The sequence below is a fragment of the Sphingomonas alpina genome (assembly GCF_014490665.1).
Lineage (GTDB): Bacteria > Pseudomonadota > Alphaproteobacteria > Sphingomonadales > Sphingomonadaceae > Sphingomonas > Sphingomonas alpina.
This window is the reverse complement of sequence record NZ_CP061038.1, coordinates 497,505-516,373: the sequence shown is the minus strand read 5'-3', so window position 1 is coordinate 516,373 and position 18,869 is coordinate 497,505. Positions and strand designations below refer to the sequence as shown.

Annotated in this window: 18 protein-coding genes; 7 read left to right on the top strand and 11 right to left on the bottom strand. The window is 63.4% G+C overall.

Annotated elements, in window-relative coordinates; all coding sequences use genetic code 11:
* Positions 1-6: 6 nt before the first annotated feature.
* Together H3Z74_RS02310 and H3Z74_RS02305 are read left to right on the top strand one after the other, a co-directional pair.
* Positions 7-951 (top strand): ABC transporter ATP-binding protein, encoded by a 945-nt coding sequence (locus H3Z74_RS02310; RefSeq protein ID WP_187762410.1) that lies wholly within the window; start codon positions 7-9, stop codon positions 949-951.
* Positions 948-1,724 (top strand): ABC transporter permease, encoded by a 777-nt coding sequence (locus tag H3Z74_RS02305; protein ID WP_187762409.1) that lies wholly within the window; start codon positions 948-950, stop codon positions 1,722-1,724. The genes H3Z74_RS02310 and H3Z74_RS02305 overlap by 4 nt, the downstream gene beginning before the upstream one ends.
* Positions 1,725-1,747: 23 nt before the next feature.
* On the opposite strand, the gene H3Z74_RS02300 is transcribed toward H3Z74_RS02305, so the two are convergent.
* Positions 1,748-3,610: a CocE/NonD family hydrolase gene (locus H3Z74_RS02300; protein ID WP_187762408.1), complete on the bottom strand. Its 1,863-nt coding sequence runs from the start codon at positions 3,608-3,610 to the stop codon at positions 1,748-1,750.
* 414 nt (positions 3,611-4,024) lie between these two features.
* Between H3Z74_RS02300 and H3Z74_RS02295 the strand changes: the two genes are divergently transcribed.
* Positions 4,025-6,331, top strand: coding sequence for a beta strand repeat-containing protein (locus H3Z74_RS02295; protein WP_187762407.1), 2,307 nt, complete (start codon positions 4,025-4,027; stop codon positions 6,329-6,331).
* 8 nt (positions 6,332-6,339) lie between these two features.
* Here the strand turns inward: H3Z74_RS02295 and glpX are convergent, their stop codons facing one another.
* The 5 genes from glpX to H3Z74_RS02270 all read right to left on the bottom strand — a co-directional run bounded on the left by glpX (position 6,340) and on the right by H3Z74_RS02270 (position 10,129).
* Positions 6,340-7,311 carry a class II fructose-bisphosphatase gene (gene glpX, locus H3Z74_RS02290; protein WP_187762406.1) on the bottom strand — a complete coding sequence of 324 codons (972 nt, stop codon included), beginning with the start codon at positions 7,309-7,311 and terminating at the stop codon, positions 6,340-6,342.
* A 71-nt stretch (positions 7,312-7,382) separates the two neighbouring features.
* Positions 7,383-8,168, bottom strand: a complete 786-nt coding sequence (locus H3Z74_RS02285; RefSeq protein WP_187762405.1) for a glutaminyl-peptide cyclotransferase — start codon at positions 8,166-8,168, stop codon at positions 7,383-7,385.
* Positions 8,165-8,629 (bottom strand): nuclear transport factor 2 family protein, encoded by a 465-nt coding sequence (locus H3Z74_RS02280; RefSeq protein WP_229726829.1) that lies wholly within the window; start codon positions 8,627-8,629, stop codon positions 8,165-8,167. The genes H3Z74_RS02285 and H3Z74_RS02280 overlap by 4 nt, the downstream gene beginning before the upstream one ends.
* Positions 8,630-8,639: 10 nt before the next feature.
* Entirely contained in the window at positions 8,640-9,467 is an 828-nt protein-coding gene (gene dapD / locus H3Z74_RS02275) for a 2,3,4,5-tetrahydropyridine-2,6-dicarboxylate N-succinyltransferase (RefSeq protein ID WP_187762403.1), read from the bottom strand.
* Positions 9,464-10,129, bottom strand: a complete 666-nt coding sequence (locus H3Z74_RS02270; protein WP_187762402.1) for a pyrimidine 5'-nucleotidase — start codon at positions 10,127-10,129, stop codon at positions 9,464-9,466. Before H3Z74_RS02270 ends, dapD begins: the two co-directional genes overlap by 4 nt.
* 344 nt (positions 10,130-10,473) lie before the next feature.
* Here H3Z74_RS02270 and H3Z74_RS02265 point away from each other — a divergent pair, with 344 nt between their 5' ends.
* The 3 genes from H3Z74_RS02265 (at position 10,474) to H3Z74_RS02255 (ending at position 12,562) form a co-directional block, all read left to right on the top strand.
* Positions 10,474-11,472, top strand: a complete 999-nt coding sequence (locus tag H3Z74_RS02265) for an LLM class flavin-dependent oxidoreductase (RefSeq protein WP_187762401.1) — start codon at positions 10,474-10,476, stop codon at positions 11,470-11,472.
* A gap of 27 nt (positions 11,473-11,499) precedes the next feature.
* Complete coding sequence (locus H3Z74_RS02260; RefSeq protein WP_187762400.1) at positions 11,500-11,799, top strand: YciI family protein; 300 nt, start codon at positions 11,500-11,502, stop codon at positions 11,797-11,799.
* Positions 11,800-11,920: 121 nt separating this feature from the next.
* A complete protein-coding gene (locus H3Z74_RS02255; protein ID WP_187762399.1) occupies positions 11,921-12,562 on the top strand; it encodes a DUF5701 family protein in 642 nt (213 codons plus the stop codon).
* 3 nt (positions 12,563-12,565) lie between these two features.
* Here the strand turns inward: H3Z74_RS02255 and H3Z74_RS02250 are convergent, their stop codons facing one another.
* The 3 genes from H3Z74_RS02250 to H3Z74_RS02240 all read right to left on the bottom strand — a co-directional run bounded on the left by H3Z74_RS02250 (position 12,566) and on the right by H3Z74_RS02240 (position 15,071).
* Positions 12,566-13,873, bottom strand: coding sequence for a sensor histidine kinase (locus H3Z74_RS02250; protein WP_229727046.1), 1,308 nt, complete (start codon positions 13,871-13,873; stop codon positions 12,566-12,568).
* A gap of 192 nt (positions 13,874-14,065) precedes the next feature.
* On the bottom strand, positions 14,066-14,731 hold the full coding sequence (locus H3Z74_RS02245) for a response regulator transcription factor (RefSeq protein WP_034157370.1): 666 nt from the start codon (positions 14,729-14,731) through the stop codon (positions 14,066-14,068).
* Between the two features lie 31 nt (positions 14,732-14,762).
* Positions 14,763-15,071, bottom strand: coding sequence for a PepSY domain-containing protein (locus H3Z74_RS02240; RefSeq protein ID WP_187762397.1), 309 nt, complete (start codon positions 15,069-15,071; stop codon positions 14,763-14,765).
* Between the two features lie 97 nt (positions 15,072-15,168).
* Between H3Z74_RS02240 and H3Z74_RS02235 the strand changes: the two genes are divergently transcribed.
* Entirely contained in the window at positions 15,169-16,950 is a 1,782-nt protein-coding gene (locus tag H3Z74_RS02235; protein WP_187762396.1) for an ABC-F family ATP-binding cassette domain-containing protein, read from the top strand.
* On the opposite strand, the gene H3Z74_RS02230 is transcribed toward H3Z74_RS02235, so the two are convergent.
* A complete protein-coding gene (locus H3Z74_RS02230; protein WP_187762395.1) occupies positions 16,947-17,963 on the bottom strand; it encodes a sensor histidine kinase in 1,017 nt (338 codons plus the stop codon). The two genes, H3Z74_RS02235 and H3Z74_RS02230, sit on opposite strands and share 4 nt — an antisense overlap.
* A 66-nt stretch (positions 17,964-18,029) precedes the next feature.
* Positions 18,030-18,857, bottom strand: coding sequence for an ATP-binding protein (locus tag H3Z74_RS02225; protein ID WP_187762394.1), 828 nt, complete (start codon positions 18,855-18,857; stop codon positions 18,030-18,032).
* Positions 18,858-18,869: the final 12 nt, after the last annotated feature.

Sequence of the window (18,869 nt, the reverse complement as noted above, 5' to 3'; positions counted from 1 at the left end):
GGCCAAGTGGACACCATTCTCTCCGTCAGCGGCGTATCCAAGACCTATGGGTCGGGTACGACCGCGCTGCATTCGGTCGACCTCGACATCGCCAAGGGCGAGATCTTCGCACTGCTCGGGCCGAATGGCGCGGGCAAGACGACGCTGATCAGCATCATCTGCGGCATCGTCACGCCATCGACCGGTACGGTCACGGTGATGGGGCATGACGCGATCAACGAATTCCGCGCGGCGCGCCGTCTGGTCGGGTTGGTGCCACAGGAATTATCGGTCGACATGTTCGAGACCGTACTGGCGACGGTGAAGTTCAGCCGCCGCCTGTTCGGCCGCTCCGGGCACGATGCCTATATCGAGGAAGTGCTGCGCGACCTGTCGCTGTGGGACAAGCGCGACGCCAGGATCATGGAATTGTCCGGCGGCATGAAGCGCCGCGTGCTGATCGCCAAGGCGCTGAGCCATGAACCCGACATATTGTTCCTCGACGAGCCGACGGCCGGGGTCGACGTGTCGCTGCGACGCGACATGTGGAAGCTGATCCATCGGCTGCGCGACAAGGGCACGACGATCATCCTCACCACGCATTATATCGAGGAGGCCGAGGAAATGGCCGACCGGGTCGGGGTGATCGACAAGGGCAAGCTGATCCTGGTCGAGCGCAAGGCCGAACTGATGAAGCGGCTGGGCAAACGCCAGATGCTGATCTCGCTGCAGGAGCCGATGGGCACGATCCCGCCCGAACTGGAAGAATGGCACCTCGAGCTGGAAGATGAGGGTAAAAAGCTGCTCTATATATTCGACGCGACGAGCGAGCGAACCGGCATCCCGTCGCTGCTGCGCAAGCTTGCCGAGCTCGGCATCGGCTTCAAGGATCTGGAGACGAGCAAATCGTCGCTCGAGGATATTTTCGTCGACTTGGTGGCTCAGGGCAAAGCTGAGGGGGTCGCGGCATGAACGGGCATAGTTTCAACGCGCATGGCGTGTGGGCGATCTACCGCTTCGAAATGGCGCGCGCGCTGCGCACCCTGTGGCAGAGCGTAGCGACGCCGGTGATCACGACGTCCCTATATTTCGTCGTGTTCGGCGGCGCGATCGGCAGCCGCATGCAGACGGTCGACGGGGTTGGCTATGGCAGCTTCATCGTGCCCGGGCTGATCATGCTCTCACTATTGACGCAGAGCATCTCCAACGCATCGATCGGCATCTACTTCCCGAAGTTCACCGGAACGATCTACGAGCTGCTCTCCGCGCCCGTCTCGGCGATGGAGATGGTGCTGGGTTATGTCGGTGCGGCGACGACCAAGTCCGTCATTCTCGGACTGATCATCCTCGCCACCGCAACCTTGTTCGTGCCGCTGCCGGTCGCACATCCGTTCGCGATGCTGTCATTCCTGGTGCTGACCAGCGTCGCGTTCAGCCTGTTCGGTTTCATCATCGGCGTGTGGGCCAAGGGCTTCGAACAACTGTCGTTCGTGCCGGCCTTGCTGATCACGCCGCTGACTTTTCTCGGCGGCGCCTTTTATTCGATCGACATGCTGCCCCAGCCCTGGCGGACGGTGAGCCTGTTCAACCCGGTCGTCTATCTGGTCAGCGGGTTCCGTTGGAGCTTCTTCGGCAAGGGCGACGTCGGCGTGGAGGCAAGTCTTGCGTTCACCTTCGCCTTCATGCTGCTGTGCCTGGGTGTGATCGCCTGGATCTTCAAGACCGGATACCGGCTCAAGTCCTGATCCTTCCCCGGCATGGGGAAGAGTTACTTCATGATCGGCAATACGACTTTCGACCCGGCGCACACGCTCTGCGTCGCCTTGACGAAATCGCCCGGTTTCGCCCGCGCGATGTTGGGCACGAAACTCTGCGGGTTACGGTCAATGACCGGGAACCAGCTGGACTGGATTTGCACCATCAGCCGATGGCCCTTCAGGAAGGCATGGTCATGATCTTTGAGCGGCACGTCCCAGGCGATGACCTTGCCCGGCACGAGCGGCCTCGGATCGGTACCGCTGGCGAGGAACCTGCCGCGCCGGACTTCCATCGCGATCGGGAATTGATAGCCGCCCAGTTGCTGCGGATAGGCGCCAAGCGGCGCGTTGTTGTCGAGCGGCGCATAATCGTCGGGCAGCACGTCGATCAGCTTTACCACGAAGTCGCTGTCAGTGCCGGTAGTTGCGGCCATCAACTGCGCGACGATATTGCCGGTCACCGTCAGAGTCTCGGATAGCGGCGCGCTGACATAGCTCAGTACATCGGGGCGATGATCGACGAAGCGCTGATCCTCCGCTTCCCACCAGCGCCATTCGGGGCGCGGATAGGTTTTCGAGATCGGTCGTGGACGGAACGGCACCGGATTGGCCGGGTCGGAGAGATAGTCACGGCACGCCTCGCCGGCGGCGGGCGCGGTGAAGGACAGCGAGCCGTCGGCATGAAGGTAAAGGTCGGTGGCCTTGGCTTCGGCCGGCGGCCAGCTCTTATATTCCTTCCAGACGTTCGATCCCGACTGAAAGCTCTTCATCTCGAAATTCGGCCGCTGGCCCTTGCCGTGCAGCCAATAGGCGAAGAACGGCGCCTGGATCGTGTCGCGGAAATCCTTGCCGCTGTCGCCGCCGAGCGGCACGCGACCGATCATCGAGGTGTTGCCCTGCCACCCGCCATGCGCCCAGGGGCCGGCGACCATCTGCGCCAGATGATCGGGGTCGTTCTGCTTCTGCCGCGCATAGATCTGCCACGACCCCCACGGGTCCTCCTGATCCCAATAGCCCGCGACATTGAGCGTCGGCACGACCGTCTTGCCGAGCGAGTCGGTCCAGCGCTGATCAGTGTAGAAACTGTCATGGTTGGGATGATCGAGCAGCGCTGTGAACATCGGCGAGCGGCCCTTGAACTGCGCCTTGTCGATGCCCTCGGCGGTGCCCATGCGCAGGAACCAGTCATAGGTGTCGAGCGTGTCGTATTCGGGTCCGACATCGTTGGTCTTGCTCAATTGGAGCGAGCTGACCCAATCGGTCGCATAGCTCAGCCGCAGCGCGCCGTTGCGGTGCAGATCGTCATTCTGCCAATAATCGATCCATGCTGCCTGCGGGCTGACCGCCTTCAGCGGCGGATGCGGCTTGGCCAGCGCGACCGCAGCGGCGAAGCCGGGATAGGACACGCCCCACATCCCGACCTTGCCGGTATTGCCCTTCAGATTCTTCACCAGCCAGTCGATCGTGTCATAGGCGTCGGTCGCCTCGTCGGTCGCTTTACTGTTCTTCGGATGGACGGCGGTCGACAGAGTGAACACGCCGTCCGATTTGTAGCGTCCGCGCATCGACTGAGCGACAAAGATATAGCCCTCCTGCATCAATGTCCTGTAGCTGCCCGGCACCGTCGCGGGCGCGGCATCGGGCACGCCATAGGGCGTCCGTTGCAGCAGGATCGGCAATGGTCCTGTGGCATCGCGCGGACGCAGGATCACGGTCTGCAGCTTCGCTCCGTCGCGCATCGGGATCATCACTTCCTCGAAGGTGAAGGGCGATTGCGCCGCCGCGGCCGGTGCGGCCTGGGGCCGTGCAAGAGCGAGAGGGGCGGTGATCGCGGCCGACGCCGCTGCGAGGAAAAATAAGCCGCGGATCCGCATCATCGTCACCCTTGATATGAGAGCATAACCATAGAGACAGAGCAGCAAACCGGCTATTTTTCAATGATCCAGGCTCTGGTCTTGCGCGGGACCTTCGCTGGTAGCGCGGCAGCAATGCTGCCTTCGGCCACAAGAAAGAGCGCGCCAGGATAAGTTCGGCAAGGGATGACATGCCCCGCCCCGTGTCATGGTTGAATCGTCGCGGTTGATAGAGATGAAGGAGGAACGGCGGCAAATATGGGATACCCGTGCTCTTAAGCCGCCGCACCCTTGGAGAATCCCTATATTCTATATTAGATACTTAATGCGAAATATTGGATACTTAATGCAAAAAAATTATTCGTGGATCGCTTTCTCTCCAATAGCACCGGGCACATAAATGAGCTTGCCAGCAGTATTTCAGGAGAGTCGGATATGGTGACGTATGTGGGCGGCTCTGGCCGCGATGTCTATTACGGCGGCAATGACGACGACATCATCACCGGCAATGGCGGCAACGACCAGCTTATGGGTGGCGCGGGATCGGACAGTCTCGACGGCGGTGACGGCAATGACAGTCTTTACGGCAACGATGGTGACGATGTCATGTTGGGCGGCGCTGGCAGCGATACGCTCGATGGCGGAACCGGCGCGGACAACATGGCAGGCGGCGCCGACGGCGATATCTATGTTGTCGATAATGCCGGAGACATTGTGTCCGAAGGCGCCGTTGCCGGGCGAGATCTCGTGCGGTCCAGTATCAGCTACACGCTGACCATTAATGTCGAGGACCTGACGCTCACCGGCATCGCGAACTTGAGCGGTACCGGCAACGATTCGGACAACGTCATCACTGGCAATGGTGGCGCCAATATCCTCGTCGGCGGTCTCGGCAACGACCGGCTTTTAGGCGGAGCGGGTTCGGACAGCCTTGACGGTGATGACGGCAATGACAGCCTATTTTCGGGTATCGCCAACGAGCCCTATTCAGGATCGTTGGATACCGGCAGCGACATCGATACGCTGCGCGGCGGCGCGGGATCGGACACGATTTCTGCCGGCTATGGCGACAATGTCGATGGCGGTGACGGAGAAGACATTCTGTCAATCAACTTCGCGGGCGCGACGGCGGGCGTGACGTTCGATTTCGACACGCTGACGAGCGGCGGTTCACTCCTCATTGGCGGCGGAATTATCACCGGGATCGAGGGGGTTTCCGACATCGACGGGTCGAATTTCGCCGATACCATCACGATCAGCACTGGTCCAAACAGCGCTGATCCAGGCGGCTTTGTCTATGCCTCTGGCGCCGGCGGCGACGACGTCATCACCGGCGGGATCGGTCGCCAATATCTTTCGGGCGGCGCAGGGTCGGACAGTCTCTACGGCGGTGACGGCAATGATATACTTTTTGGAAACCTGGAGTCCCGCATCGACAATGGCAACGACGTCGATACGCTGAATGGCGGCGCGGGATCGGACCGTATCTATGCCGGCTATGGCGACAATATCGATGGCGGTACCGGCAATGATTTCCTGGATCTCAACTTCAAGGGCGCAACGGCGGGTGTTACAGTCGATTTCAGTCCGCTTGGCAGCGGCGGTTCGGTAACCATCGGCGGTGGTGTGATAACCGGAATCGAGACGATCACGACCGTCGAAGGGACGAATTTCGCCGATAACATCACAACCGGCAATTCATACGCGTATTCGCAGATCTCGGTCTCGGGCGAAGGCGGCGACGATATAGTCACCCTGGGGTTCTACGCCGGAAGCGCCTTTGGCGGCGACGGCAATGACACGCTTTCGGGCGGCATGGGATCGGACAGCCTCTACGGCGATAACGGCGACGACATTATTTTCGGCAGCGGCGGCAGTGACAGCATATCTGGTGGGGCCGGCAACGATACGATCGACGGCGGAACCGGAGCGGACACCATGGCAGGCGGCGCTGGTGCCGATATTTATACTGTCGATCGTTTCGACGACGTCGTAACTGAAATCGCCAATGAGGGCGAGGATCTCGTCCTGTCGAGCTCCAACTACACGCTGGCCGTCAATGTCGAGAATCTGACGCTCACCGGAACAACGAACCTGTCCGGTACCGGCAACGACGCAAACAACGTCATCACCGGCAATAGCGGCGCCAATACACTCAATGGCGGGCTGGGCGCGGACATCCTTATCGGTGGGCTGGGTGCCGACCGGATCGATGGCGGCGGCGGCATCGACACGCTGAGCTACGCGGATAGCCTGGGCGCGATATCAATCAATCTGCAAACCGGTCTGGGCACCGGCAATGCAGCGCAAGGCGACGTCGTCACCACCGTCGAGAATGTGACGGGGTCAGCGTTCAACGACACCTTGACCGGCGATGGCAATGCGAACCGGTTGAATGGTGCACGCGGCGCCGACACGATGAGCGGTGCGGCCGGCGCCGATGTTTTCGTGTTCGACACAATCCTCGACAGCGCGGACATCATTACCGACTTCGTCCAGGGCACCGACCGGATCGAGCTCGATCAGTCGATCTTCACCGCGCTCGGGCTCGGCACGCTCGACCCCAGCGCGTTCACCACTGGCGCCGCAACCACCGCCGACCAGCATATCCTGTACGATGCGGCGACGGGAAATCTGTCCTACGATGCCGACGGGTCGGGCGGCGGTGCCGCGATCGTGTTCGCCACGCTGCAGAACTTGCCCGTCACGATCACCGCCGCGGATTTTGTCGTCGTGCCGTAAGGCCCGTATCAGCCGAGGCGGTGTTCGCCCTTCACCCAGCGCACCGTGCCGGAACTGGCGCGCATCACCACGCTTTCGGTGGTCATCTTGCCGCCCTTGCGCTTGACCCCGGCGAGCAGCGACCCGTCGGTCACGCCGGTCGCGGCGAAGATGCAGTCGCCCTTGGCCAGTTCGGTCAGGTCGTACTGCTTGTCGAGATCGGTCACGCCCCATTTCGCGGCGCGGGCGCGCTCGTCGTCGTTGCGGAAGATCAGCCGGCCCTTGAACTGGCCGCCGACGCAGCGCAGCGCGGCGGCCGCAAGCACACCCTCAGGCGCGCCACCCGATCCCATATAGATGTCGATCGTGGTGTCGGGATTGGTCGTCGCGATCACGCCGGCGACATCGCCGTCACCGATCAGCATGATGCCGACGCCAAGGCCGCGCAATTCGGCGATGAGCTTTTCATGGCGCGGCCGGTCGAGCACGCACGCGATGATCTGCGACGGATCGACACCCTTCGCCGCGGCCACCGCCTTGATGTTCTCGGTCGGACTCTTGTCGAGGTCGATGATGCCGTCGGGATAGCCCGGCCCAACCGCGATCTTTTCCATATAGACGTCGGGCGCATTGAGCAGCCCGCCCTCTTCCGCGATCGCCAGCACCGCGAGCGAATTGGGGCCGGCGGTGGCGCAGATCGTGGTGCCCTCAAGCGGGTCGAGCGCGATGTCGATCTTCGGCCCCTTGCCGATCGCCGACCCGACCTTCTCGCCGATGTAGAGCATCGGCGCCTCGTCGCGCTCACCTTCGCCGATCACCACGGTGCCGTCCATGTACAGTTCGTTGAGCGCAGCGCGCATCGCCTCGACCGCGGCGGCATCGGCGGCTTTTTCGTCGCCCCGCCCGACCAGCGTCGAAGCGGCAACCGCGGCCGCTTCGGTCACGCGGACCATTTCGAGCACGAGGACGCGGTCGAGGACCTTGCTGGCGGTGGTAGTCATGGAAATCCTCTCTAGAATCTTTGACGCGCGGATAGGCGGCACGTGTTGCAATGTCGAGACTCGCTCAATCCCTAGCGCCGGCGCGCGGCCCCGGGGCGTGCACCTTTGGGCGGTGCGATCTCGAACAGATAGGGCCATTCCTTGCCGGTCACGAACAGACGACGGCGTGCGGCATGCCAGGCGATGCCGTTGGCGACCTGATTATCGCCCCAGACATTGGCGCGGGCATGCAGTGCCGACAGGTCGATCCAGCCGATCACATGGCCGCTCTTCGGATCGATCCGGGCGATGCGGTCCGTGAGCCAGACATTGGCGAGGATCTCGCCATCGACATATTCCAGTTCGTTGAGCCGCTCGATCGGCAGGCCGTTGGCGGTGACGCGCAGCGTGCGGCGCTGCTGGAAGGTGCGCGGATCGAGGAAGCGAAGGGTCGCCGTGCCGTCGGACATGATCAGGCTCGTGCCGTCAGCGGTCAGCGCCCAGCCCTCGCCCGGATAGCGGAAGCTGCCGAGCTTCCTGAAGCCGTTGATCGACCAGCGGAAGCCGATGCCGTTTTTCCAGGTCAGGCTGATAATCTGGTCGCGCCACGGCGCGATCCCTTCGCCGAACAAGGGCGGCTCCACCGCGACGCTCGACCGGACCTTGCCACTGTCGAGATCGACCTTGCGGATGCCCGATCGACCGACCTCGCCGGTGCTCTCGTAGAGCGCGCCGTCGAGATAGAAGAGTCCTTCGGTATAGGCGCGCGGATCGTGCGGATAGGTGCGCACCAAAGCGGCCGGGTCGATCGGTACTTGCTGCGCGATCGCCGGGCCGGACGCGAACAACGCCGCGGCGAGGAGAAACCAGCGTATCATGCGGCGGGCACTGTATCGCGAACCCAGACATTGCCGCGCTGATGCGCAACGATCAATGTCATGGCATCAACCTTCCACCCGTCAGGCGTGCGGACAAGATGATGGCGATAGGTGCCCCAGACCTCCCATAACGGCTCGCCATTGCCCTCCATCCGGTTCCACGCATAGCCGGCCGACTCCACATCCGCGGTATCGCCGGTGAGTAGTACCTGATGATTGGTGCGCATATGGAAGCTGGCCTTGGCCGCGGTCAGGTTGGTCGCCCAGGCCTGGATCAGTGCTTCGCTGGCGATTTCAGCGGCGGGCTGGCCCGACAGCGAGCTGAAATCGGCGGTCAGCCGGTCCGCGAAATGGGATCGCGCCGCGGCCCAGTCCTTTCCGTCCACCGCCCGGTCGATCGCATCGACGACGCGGATGATCTCGGCAATGGTCTGATTATCTGGGGCGTCACTGTCGGGCATGATCTTTTCCTCAGTCGCGCAACAGCTCGTTGATGCTGGTCTTGGACCGGGTCTGCGCATCGACGCGCTTGACGATCACTGCGCAGTACAGGCCGGGCTTGCCGTCGCCGCCGCCGGTCGATCCCGGCACAACTACCGAATAGGGCGGGACTTCACCGCGAAACACTTCGCCGGTCGCGCGGTCGATGATCTTGGTCGACGCGCCGAGATAGACGCCCATCGAAAGCACAGCGCCCTCACCCACCCTCACGCCCTCGGCGACTTCGGCACGTGCGCCGACAAACGCGCCATCGCCAATGATCACCGGGTCGGCCTGAAGCGGTTCGAGCACCCCGCCAATGCCGGCGCCGCCCGAGAGGTGCACCCCCTTGCCGATCTGCGCACAGCTGCCGACCGTCGCCCAGGCGTCGATCATCGAGCCTTCACCGACATAGGCGCCGATATTGACGAAGCTCGGCATCAGGATCGCGCCCTTGGCGATGAACGCACCGCGCCGCGCGACCGCACCCGGCACCACGCGAATGCCGGCAGCGCGGAATTCCGCCTCGCCCCAGCCGGCAAACTTCGAGGGCACCTTGTCGAACGCAGGCGCGCCGGCCGATCCGCCGTCGATCAGCACATTGTCATTGAGCCGGAACGAGAGCAGCACAGCTTTCTTGAGCCATTGATTGACTCGCCAGCCGCCCGCCCCGTCCGGTTCAGCGACGCGCGCCTCGCCTGAATCGAGCAGCGCCAGCGCATCATCGACGCTCTTGCGCACTGCGCCGACCGTGGTGAAGCCGAGAGTGTCGCGGTCGTCCCAGGCGGATTCGATCACGGATTGCAGATGGTCGGTCATTGCGCCTCCAGAGCGGCTTGCAGCCAGTGCGTGATGTCATGGGTGGTGAAGTCGATATAGCTGCGGTCGCTGTCGACCGCCTGTTCCGAGCCGTTATCGACCCAGACCGTGGTCATGCCGATCGCCTTGGCCGGGGCAAGGTTGCGCGCCATGTCCTCGACGAACAGCGATGTGTGCGGATCGAGATCGAACGCCGCGCAAAGCCCGGCATAGGCCGATTCCTGCGGCTTGGGCGCGAGATCCATCGCGTGAATATCGTGGATCGCCTCGAACGTTTCGCCGAGCCCGAGCCGGCCAAGCACCTTGGCTGCATACGGCGTGTCGGCATTGGTGAAGACCAGCTTGCGCCCCGGCAGCTTCGCGATCGCGGCGGCGAGCGGCGCATTCTCCTCCAGCACGTCCATCTCGATATCATGGACGAAATCGAGAAACTCGTGCGGATCGACACCGTGCTCGGCCATCATCCCGGCAAGCGTGGTGCCGTGCCCATGGAAATAGCCCTTCTGGATGCGCCGCGCCTCGATGAGGTCGACCCCCAGCCGCTGCGCGATATAGGCGCCCATCTTCACATCGATCTGGTCGAACAGTTTCGCGCTCGCCGGATAGAGCGTGTTGTCGAGATCGAAGATCCAGGTGCGGATATGGGAAAGGCGTGGGTCCATAGGGGCGAGGCTCTAAGCCGGGGGTGCGGATCGGGCAAGGCGGTGTACCCATAAGTCCGGCACGGGATGACATGCCCGGTTCCGTGTCCCGGTTGAATCACGGCAACGCCGTCGGGAGATATGGGACACCAGAAGTGTCCCGTATCTCCTGTGGTTCACCCTCAACGAGAAGAGAATAATATCGTTATATATCAGTTGCATAATGCAAATTCACAGTTTCCTCGACGAAGGCCGGGGAAGCAATGAAGAGGTGAGCACCTGAAGGCGACAATCACCAAACAAGTTCGGCACGACGAAGAATTTCTAATCTGGCGAACCCCCGTCCTCCTCCCCATCTTCTCAGCATGACAGCCTATTCCCTGCTCGATCTCGTGCCCGTCGTCGAAGGCGGGAGTGTGTCCCAGTCGCTTGCAAATGCTGCCGATCTGGCCCGGCATGTCGAGGCGCTGGGGTTCAGCCGCTACTGGACCGCGGAGCATCACGGCATGACCGGCATCGCCAGCGCCGCGACATCGATCGTCATCGCGCATGTCGCCGCCGCGACCAGCACGATCCGGGTCGGCGCGGGCGGCATCATGCTGCCCAACCATTCGCCCCTGGTCATTGCCGAGCAGTTCGGAACGCTCGACGCCTTGTTCCCGGGTCGGATCGACCTGGGGCTGGGCCGGGCACCCGGGTCCGACCAGAAGGTCGCCCGCGCGATGCGCCGGACGCTGGAGAGCGACGCCAACGCCTTTCCGCAGGATGTGCTCGAGCTGCAAAGCTATTTCGCCGATGACGGGCAGACCGGGATCAGCGCGACGCCCGGTGCCGGTGCCGACATCAGACTATGGATCCTGGGATCGAGCCTGTTCGGCGCGCAACTCGCGGCAGCGCTTGGCCTTCCCTATGCTTTTGCTTCGCATTTCGCGCCGGACGCGCTCGACGGGGCGCTGGCGATCTATCGCCGCGACTTCCGGCCTTCGGCGGTGCTGGCGAAACCCTATGTGATGGCCGGGTTCAATGTCTTCGCCGCCGATACCGATGACGAGGCCGAGCTGCTGGCGAGTTCGCAGCAACAGGCTTTCGTCGCATTGCGCACCGGCAATCCCGGCAGGATGAAGCCGCCGGTCGCGAATTATCGCCAATCGCTGGGCGCGCAGGGTGCGGCAATCCTCGATCATGCACTGCGCTGCTCGGCAGTCGGCGCACGGGCCAAGGTCGCTCGCGATATCGCCGCATTCGTCGAGCGCACCGGCGTGAACGAGATCATGGTGGCGAGCTCGATCTATGATCATGACGCTCGCAAACACAGCCTTGAGATCACCGCGGATGTCATGCGAGAGTTGGCCGTGGCGGCGTAACAGCCGTCAGCCAATCCGGGGGAACGCATGCCCGACTTCATCTTGCTGATGCATAACGACACCGCGCGCGAACCATCCGCCGGTATGTGGGACAGCTATTTCACCAGCCTGCGACAACGCGGCGGCTTTTCCGGCGGGAGCTCGATCGGCAGTGGCGAGACGGTCCGCAAGGACGGTCCGGCCGGCACGGTCGCCGACCATCTCGTCGGCTATATCCGCATCGAAGCCAATGATCTTGCCGATGCGAAAAGCCGGGTCGCCGGCAATCCGGTCTATGAATGCGGCGGCACGGTCGAGGTCAGGTCACTGCCACCTGGCGAAGATTAGCCGGCGGCCAGGGCCGCAACAGACTGGCCCCGGAACAGACTGGCCCCGGAACAGATTGGCAACGTGAAACTAGAAGCTCGCGACGCCATATCGCGCTCCGATGATGACGGAGCGCCGCCCTATGACACCAGCAGAACGGACACAGGAATTCGATCGCCAGACCGGTGTATTGGTCGACAGGGGCTATCCGCAGCATAGCGGCCTGGGCGAGACCGCATTCCGCGCGCTGCTGGCACCGCTGGCGGAAAAGGTCGTCATACTTCAGGTGAGCGCCGGCGATATGGAGACCGGAAAACTGCCGTTCGTCATTGCCGTCAAAAGCGAACTGGTCGCGACCGATGTACAGATGGCGGCCGTCAGCAAGGATGGCCGGCAAGGGGTTTCAAAGCTTTATCCGCGTTCGGCGAGTGATTTCCGCGTCACCGCCGACACCGTTCTGCCGGCGAGTCCAGCCTATCTGATCAGCGATATCGATCGCGGGCAGCTAAACAGGAATCTGCCGCCGAACGAAGCGCTCGTCCTGATCAAGGGCAAGGCCAGGCTGACGCTGACGATCGAGGAGGGCATCGCGATCGCCACGCAATTTCCCGACTTTCTCAGGAAGAATAATTGCTACTCGCTGCTGGCATCGCGCCATCCGGGCGATCAGCGCGTTCCGGCGATATGGATCAATGCCGCCAGGCAGCCAAACCTTGGCTGGTGCTGGGACGGCAACCCGCACACCTGGCTGGGCTCGGCCTCATGCGCGAGCCGGACCGACTAGGGTTTAGTTCGCGGCGGGCAGCCGCAGCCGCACGAGCAGCCCGCCCAGATCCTCGCTCTCCTCGAGGCTGACAGTGCCTTCGTAAATCTCCGCCACGTCACGCACGATCGCCATGCCGAGGCCCGTGCCGGGCTTGCCCGAATCGAGCCGCACGCCGCGATCGAAGATGCGCACGCGCTGTTCCTCGGGGATGCCCATGCCATCATCCTCGATCAGGAATTCGACAAAGCCCGAATGCTGGCCGACCGTCACGAACACGCTGCCGCCGCCATATTTCGCGGCATTCTCGATCAGATTGCCGAGCATCTCGTCGAGATCTTGGCGTTCGACATGGACCTGCAGCGTCTTTGATCCGGCGATGTCGATGCGGACATGGCGATAGAGCCGCGCAACGGCGCGCTCCACCGACTCAAGGCTCGGCCAGACATCGGCACGGCTATGCGCCGATCCGCGCCGGCCTACGGCGCGAGCGCGGGCGAGATGGTGATCGACCTGGCGGCGCATCGTCCGCGCTTCGCGCACCACCGTCTCGCCGAGATCGTCGGCCTGGGCGGTGGCGGCGTTCATGATCACGGTCAGCGGGGTCTTCAGCGCGTGCGCCAGATTGCCGGCATGGCGGCGTGCTTCCTCGGCCTGACGCTCGTTATGCGCGATCAGACCATTCAGTTCCTCGACCATCGGCGCGACTTCGATCGGCATGGCGCGCTCGATCTGGCGCGACTTGCCGGCACGCATGCGAGCGATTTCCTCGCGCACCTTGCGCAGCGGCCATAGCCCGTAAAAAGTCTGCAGCGCGGCCATGATGATCAGGCCGAGCCCGAGCAACACAAAGCTGCGCACCAATGTTCGCCGCAGCGCGTTGATCTGTGCATCCAGCCCTTCGCGGGTCTGCGCGACCTGGAAACGCCAGCGAAGCGGCGATCCCGGCAGCTTCACATCGCGTTCGAGGATGCGCAGTTTTTCGGCATTGAACTGGACACTGTCATAGCTGTGGATGCCGAGATCGGTATGCTGCGATCCGAACGACAGACGCCGGTCCCAGAGCGAGCGCGACGGGAAATCCTCGCGTCCCCTGGTGCTGACCTGCCAGTAAAGGCCCGAATAGGGTTCGAGGAAGCGCTGGTCGGCGGGTTCGCGATTGAACACGACCTCACCGTCCGGGCCGATCTCGGCCGAGACGATCAACGCGGTCAGGACATATTCGAGCTGGTCGTCGAAATTGCGCGTGATCGCCGATGAGAGCACACGATCGAGCGCAAAGCCGCCGCCGGTCAGCAGCAGCAATATCCACGCCGCCGCGATCAGGATCATCCGGCGGCTGAGTGATCCGGTCGTGCGGACATAACCGCGGCCGAGCGGGGTTTCGGGTTCCTCGGCAACGGCAGTCGGGGTTTCGGACGTTTCCGCCACCAATTCCGTCATCCCCGCGAAAGCGGGGATCCCGCTTCCTCTAGTACGTTGAACAGAAGCGGGACCCCCGCTTTCGCGGGGGTGACGGCAAAACTAAGCATCGGGGTCTTCAAGGCTGTAGCCCAGGCCGCGGATCGTGGTGATCACGTCCTGGCCGAGCTTCTTGCGGATGCGCGTCACGAACACTTCGATGGTATTCGAATCGCGGTCGAAATCCTGATCGTAGATATGCTCGATCAACTCGGTGCGGCTGACCACCTTGCCCTTGTGATGGAGCAGATAGCTGAGCAACTTATATTCCTGTGCGGTCAGCTTGACCGGTTCGCCGGCCAGCGTGACCTTGCCCGAGCGCGTATCGAGCCGGACATCGCCCGCGGTCAGTTCCGACGAGGCATTACCCGAGGCGCGGCGAATCAATGCGCGCAGCCGGGCGATCAGTTCCTCCGACTGGAACGGCTTGGCGACATAATCGTCAGCGCCGGCATCGAGCCCGGCGACCTTGTCCGACCAGCTGTCGCGCGCGGTGAGTACCAGCACCGGCGCGGTGCGGCCTTCCTTGCGCCAGCGATCGAGCACGGTCAGCCCGTCAATCTCGGGCAGGCCGAGATCGAGCACGATCGCGTCGTAATTCTCGGTCGAGCCCATGAAATGACCCTCTTCGCCATCGGTGGCGAGGTCGATCGCATAGCCAGCGCCTTCCAGCGTGTTTTTCAACTGCTGTCCGAGATTGGGTTCGTCTTCGACGATCAGGACGCGCATTCTTGTTCCCCTCTAGCCACGATCGGGTGACTCAATTGCCGGTGCGGCCGATGACCTGGCCAGAGCGGCCATCGACCTCGACCCAGATGACATTTCCATCGCGCAGGAATTTGAGCGTGTAAATGCCACTGATCGAATCGAGTTCGACACCAAGATATTGTGCACCACGCATTTGCGGCACGACACGGCGCTCGATCTCGTGAAGCGGCAGCAGCCGCCCCTTTTTGAGCTGGTCGAACGCTTCGACCTGATCGCCCCGGCGCTGGTCGGGCGCAGGTTCGGCGGCGACCGGTCCGGCCGCGGCGAGGAGGCAGACTAAAGAGGATAGCAACATCTTCATGTGCGTCGCATAGCGGAGCGGGCTTGAACAGCCTGTGAATGCTTCGGTCAGGCAAGCGCAACTTGCCGTCCTGCGATCCGCCCCCTAACGGACCGCCATGGCAGCCCCAATCCTCGCTTTTGAAAATCTCGGCATCATCCAGGGATCGGGGTGGCTGTTCCGCGGCCTCGACATCCATATTCAGCCGCGCGACCGGCTCGCGCTGATCGGGCGCAATGGCGCGGGCAAGACGACTTTGCTCAAACTGATCGCAGGCGCAGTCGATGCGGATGAAGGGCGGCGGACGATTCAGCCGGGCACCCGCGTCGTGCTGCTCGAACAGGAACCCGACCTGCGCCAGCGCGCAACCCTGCTCGATTATGTGCTTCATGGCGATGATGCGCCGCTGCCGTACGAGGCCGATGCGATCGCCGACCAGCTCGGCATCGACCTGTCGCGCGAAGCGGCAAGCGCATCGGGCGGTGAGCGTCGGCGCGCGGCGATCGTCCGCGCGCTCGCAATGGATCCCGATGTCCTGCTGCTCGACGAGCCGACCAACCATCTCGACATCGCGGCAATCGACTGGCTGGAGGACTGGCTGAGCCGGTTCCGCGGCGCATTCATCGCGATCAGCCATGACCGCACCTTTCTGACCCGCCTGACCAAACAGACTTTGTGGCTCGACCGCGGTGCGATCCGGCGGGCGGAGATCGGCTTCGGCGGCTTCGAGGCATGGACCGAGCAGGTCTATGCCGATGAGGCGCGCAATGCCGAACGGCTGGATGCGAAGCTGAAGCTGGAGGAGCATTGGCTGCTGCGCGGCGTCACCGGGCGGCGCAAGCGCAACCAGGGGCGGCTTACCAAGCTGCACGAGATGCGCGCTACCCGCGCAGCCATGATGGGCCCGCCGGGCACCGCCAATCTCTCGATCGGCACCGACGATGCGCGCACCAAGATGGTCATCGACGTCAAGGCGGTATCGAAATCCTTCGGGGACCGGCCGATCATCAAGGACCTGACCTTGCGCGTGATGCGTGGCGACCGGATCGGCATCGTCGGTGCGAACGGCGCGGGCAAGACCACGTTGCTCAAGCTGCTGACCGGCGAGCTCGCGCCCGATTCGGGCCATATCCGCCTCGCCAAGACGCTCGACCGCATCGTCATCGACCAGCAGCGCAGCCTGATGGCGCCGGAAAAGACGGTGCGCGAAGTGCTCGCCGATGGCGGCGACTGGATCGAGGTGCAGGGCATCAAGAAGCACATCATCGGCTATTTAAAGGAATTCCTGTTCGAGCCCGGGCTGGTCGATGCGCAAGTCGGGACCCTGTCGGGCGGTGAGCGATCGCGCCTGTTGCTGGCGCGCGAGTTCGCCCGGCCGTCCAATCTGCTGGTGCTCGACGAACCGACCAACGATCTCGACCTGGAAACGCTCGACCTGCTGCAGGAAGTGATCGGCGATTATGACGGCACCGTGCTGATCGTCAGCCATGACCGCGATTTCCTCGACCGTACCGTCACGATCACGCTCGGGCTCGACGGATCGGGCACGGTGGATGTCGTCGCCGGCGGTTATGAGGACTGGGAAAAGCGCCGCCGGCTGAAGGTCAGCGGCGGCAAGCGCCCCAATCCACGCAAGGTCGAGCCGACCGCACCGCCCGCGCCCAAGGTCAAGCTGAGCTACAAGGACCAGCGCGATTATGATCTGCTGCCCAAGCGGATCGAGGAGATCGAAGCGGCGATCAAGCGCGATGAAGCACTGCTCGCCGATCCCACACTCTATGCGCGCGATTTCGCCAAATTCGAACGGCTGACCAAGGCGATCGAGACGGCGCGCGAGGAGAAGGACGCGGCGGAAATGCGCTGGCTTGAGCTTGCCGAGCAGGTCGAGGCGCTGACTTAAGCGGTCAACTCCAGCGTCACCCGCGTTCCCGTACGGTCGCTGTCGGTGGTGATCGTCCCGCCGGCCTGACGGGCGAACGCCTCGATCAGCCGACTGCCCAGGCCATGGTCGGCGCCAGGCGAAACAGGCTTTTTGGGCAGGCCGACACCATCATCGGTCACGGTCACGATCCAGCCGCCACCGGCGCGGTTGTGAAAACCGACCCGGATGCTGCCGAGGTCGCGGCCGGGAAAGGCATGTTTGGCCGCGTTGGTGACGAGTTCGTTGACGACCAGCCCGATCGATACGGCACGGTCGCGTGGCACCGACGCCTGGTCGGTATCGCAGCCGAGCGTGATGCCGCCGCGCAGGAACAAGGCTTCGGAAAGCGCCGAGCACAGATCCGGCAGATATTCCTGCATCTCGACCATGCCGGGTTGCTCGCTGCCGCGATAGAGATGGCGGTGGGCCCGGGCGATGCTGTCGATGCGCATCTGCGCGACGCCCAGCGCTTCCGCGGTCGCCGGATCGGCCGCGCGACGCTTCTGCATGTCGAGCAAGCCCGCGACGATGGCGAAATTGTTCTTCATGCGATGGTCGAATTCGGCAAGGAACAGGTCGCGATCGGCGATTTCCCGGTCGCGCTCGCGCGTCGCGCGATAGGCCGAACGACGGAACAGCTCGGCCAGGCCGATGGTGATGAGCGCGGTGACCACCACCACGCCGACCGAAAGCGCGCCGACCGAATCCACGAAGCGGAACGAGTTCTGGATCGGGTAAAGATAATACCAGATGTACAGGATCATGACCGTCGCGGCGACGATCCCGGCCAGCGCACGCGCGAACAATGTCGCGATCATCATCGCAGGATAGATCAACGCGAACGGCGCGGCACCGCCCACGACGATATCGAAGCCGATGCGGAGCAGCCGCGCCGCGCCCGATGTGACCAGCCCGACAACGACCTGCGTCACCCAGATCGGAATGGTGGGCGAGAGTCGATCGCACAGGTCGAGTTCGCCGATACGGGCCATCGGGTGAGACAGCAGTGGTCGGGCGATCAAGTCAAGCCGCGTTTGGCGAAACCTGATCCACTTCTGCTATAATCGCAGCGACCGGCCATGCCGCCCGGCGAGATCGACGATATAGTGCCAGGCGACGCGGCCCGACCGGCTGCCGCGCCGCGTCGCCCAGCCGACGGCCTCGACCGGGTCGAAGGGCAGGCCATGCGCATCGGTATAGCCCCTGACGATGGCGAGATAGCCTTCCTGGTCGACGACATGAAAGCCGAGACTCAGGCCGAAGCGATCGGCCAGGGCGAGATTGTCGTCGACCGCATCGCGCGGGTTGATCGCGCTTTCCTGCTCGGCGATGTCGCGCGGCACGAGGTGCCGGCGGTTCGAGGTTACCAGCAGCCGCGCATTGGCTGGCCGCGCTTCCGCCCCGCCCTCGAGCATCGAGCGCAGCGCGCGAGCGTCGCTGGCGGCGTTGAAGCCGAGATCGTCGATGAACAGGACGAACGCACGGGGCACGGCCGCGATCGCGGCGAAAAGCGTCGCGAGCGTGTCGAGTTGCGTGGTCACCACCTCGATCAATGCCAGCGCCTTGCCTTCGGCCTGCAGCGCGGCGACGCTGCTCTTGACCAGCGCCGACTTGCCGGTGCCGCGCGCACCCCAGAGCAGCACGTCATGCGCGGCATGGCCTTGCGCGAGGCGATCGAGATTGGCGACCAGTGTCGCCTTTTGCGCATCGATGCCATGAAGGTCACCAAGCGGCAGCGCCGCGAAATCACGCGCGGGGGCCAGCGCCGTGCCACGCCACAGATACGCCGGATGGGCGAGCGGATCGGCGGGCGCCGGCGCAGGCGGCGCGATGCGTTCGAGGGCAGCGGCGATACGGTCGAGGGGCGTTTGCTGATCGTCGGCCATATCATCTTCCGT

Bases quoted from the DNA above. Each gene is read 5' to 3' on its own strand.
- H3Z74_RS02305 (WP_187762409.1), top strand. From the start codon at position 948: ATGAACGGGCATAGTTTCAACGCGCATGGCGTGTGGGCGATCTACCGC.
- H3Z74_RS02300 (WP_187762408.1), bottom strand. From the start codon at position 3,610: ATGCGGATCCGCGGCTTATTTTTCCTCGCAGCGGCGTCGGCCGCGATC.
- H3Z74_RS02295 (WP_187762407.1), top strand. From the start codon at position 4,025: ATGGTGACGTATGTGGGCGGCTCTGGCCGCGATGTCTATTACGGCGGC.
- glpX (WP_187762406.1), bottom strand. From the start codon at position 7,311: ATGACTACCACCGCCAGCAAGGTCCTCGACCGCGTCCTCGTGCTCGAA.
- H3Z74_RS02285 (WP_187762405.1), bottom strand. From the start codon at position 8,168: ATGATACGCTGGTTTCTCCTCGCCGCGGCGTTGTTCGCGTCCGGCCCG.
- H3Z74_RS02280 (WP_229726829.1), bottom strand. From the start codon at position 8,629: ATGCCCGACAGTGACGCCCCAGATAATCAGACCATTGCCGAGATCATC.
- dapD (WP_187762403.1), bottom strand. From the start codon at position 9,467: ATGACCGACCATCTGCAATCCGTGATCGAATCCGCCTGGGACGACCGC.
- H3Z74_RS02270 (WP_187762402.1), bottom strand. From the start codon at position 10,129: ATGGACCCACGCCTTTCCCATATCCGCACCTGGATCTTCGATCTCGAC.
- H3Z74_RS02265 (WP_187762401.1), top strand. From the start codon at position 10,474: ATGACAGCCTATTCCCTGCTCGATCTCGTGCCCGTCGTCGAAGGCGGG.
- H3Z74_RS02260 (WP_187762400.1), top strand. From the start codon at position 11,500: ATGCCCGACTTCATCTTGCTGATGCATAACGACACCGCGCGCGAACCA.
- H3Z74_RS02255 (WP_187762399.1), top strand. From the start codon at position 11,921: ATGACACCAGCAGAACGGACACAGGAATTCGATCGCCAGACCGGTGTA.
- H3Z74_RS02250 (WP_229727046.1), bottom strand. From the start codon at position 13,873: ATGATCCTGATCGCGGCGGCGTGGATATTGCTGCTGCTGACCGGCGGC.
- H3Z74_RS02245 (WP_034157370.1), bottom strand. From the start codon at position 14,731: ATGCGCGTCCTGATCGTCGAAGACGAACCCAATCTCGGACAGCAGTTG.
- H3Z74_RS02240 (WP_187762397.1), bottom strand. From the start codon at position 15,071: ATGAAGATGTTGCTATCCTCTTTAGTCTGCCTCCTCGCCGCGGCCGGA.
- H3Z74_RS02235 (WP_187762396.1), top strand. From the start codon at position 15,169: ATGGCAGCCCCAATCCTCGCTTTTGAAAATCTCGGCATCATCCAGGGA.
- H3Z74_RS02230 (WP_187762395.1), bottom strand. From the start codon at position 17,963: ATGGCCCGTATCGGCGAACTCGACCTGTGCGATCGACTCTCGCCCACC.
- H3Z74_RS02225 (WP_187762394.1), bottom strand. From the start codon at position 18,857: ATGGCCGACGATCAGCAAACGCCCCTCGACCGTATCGCCGCTGCCCTC.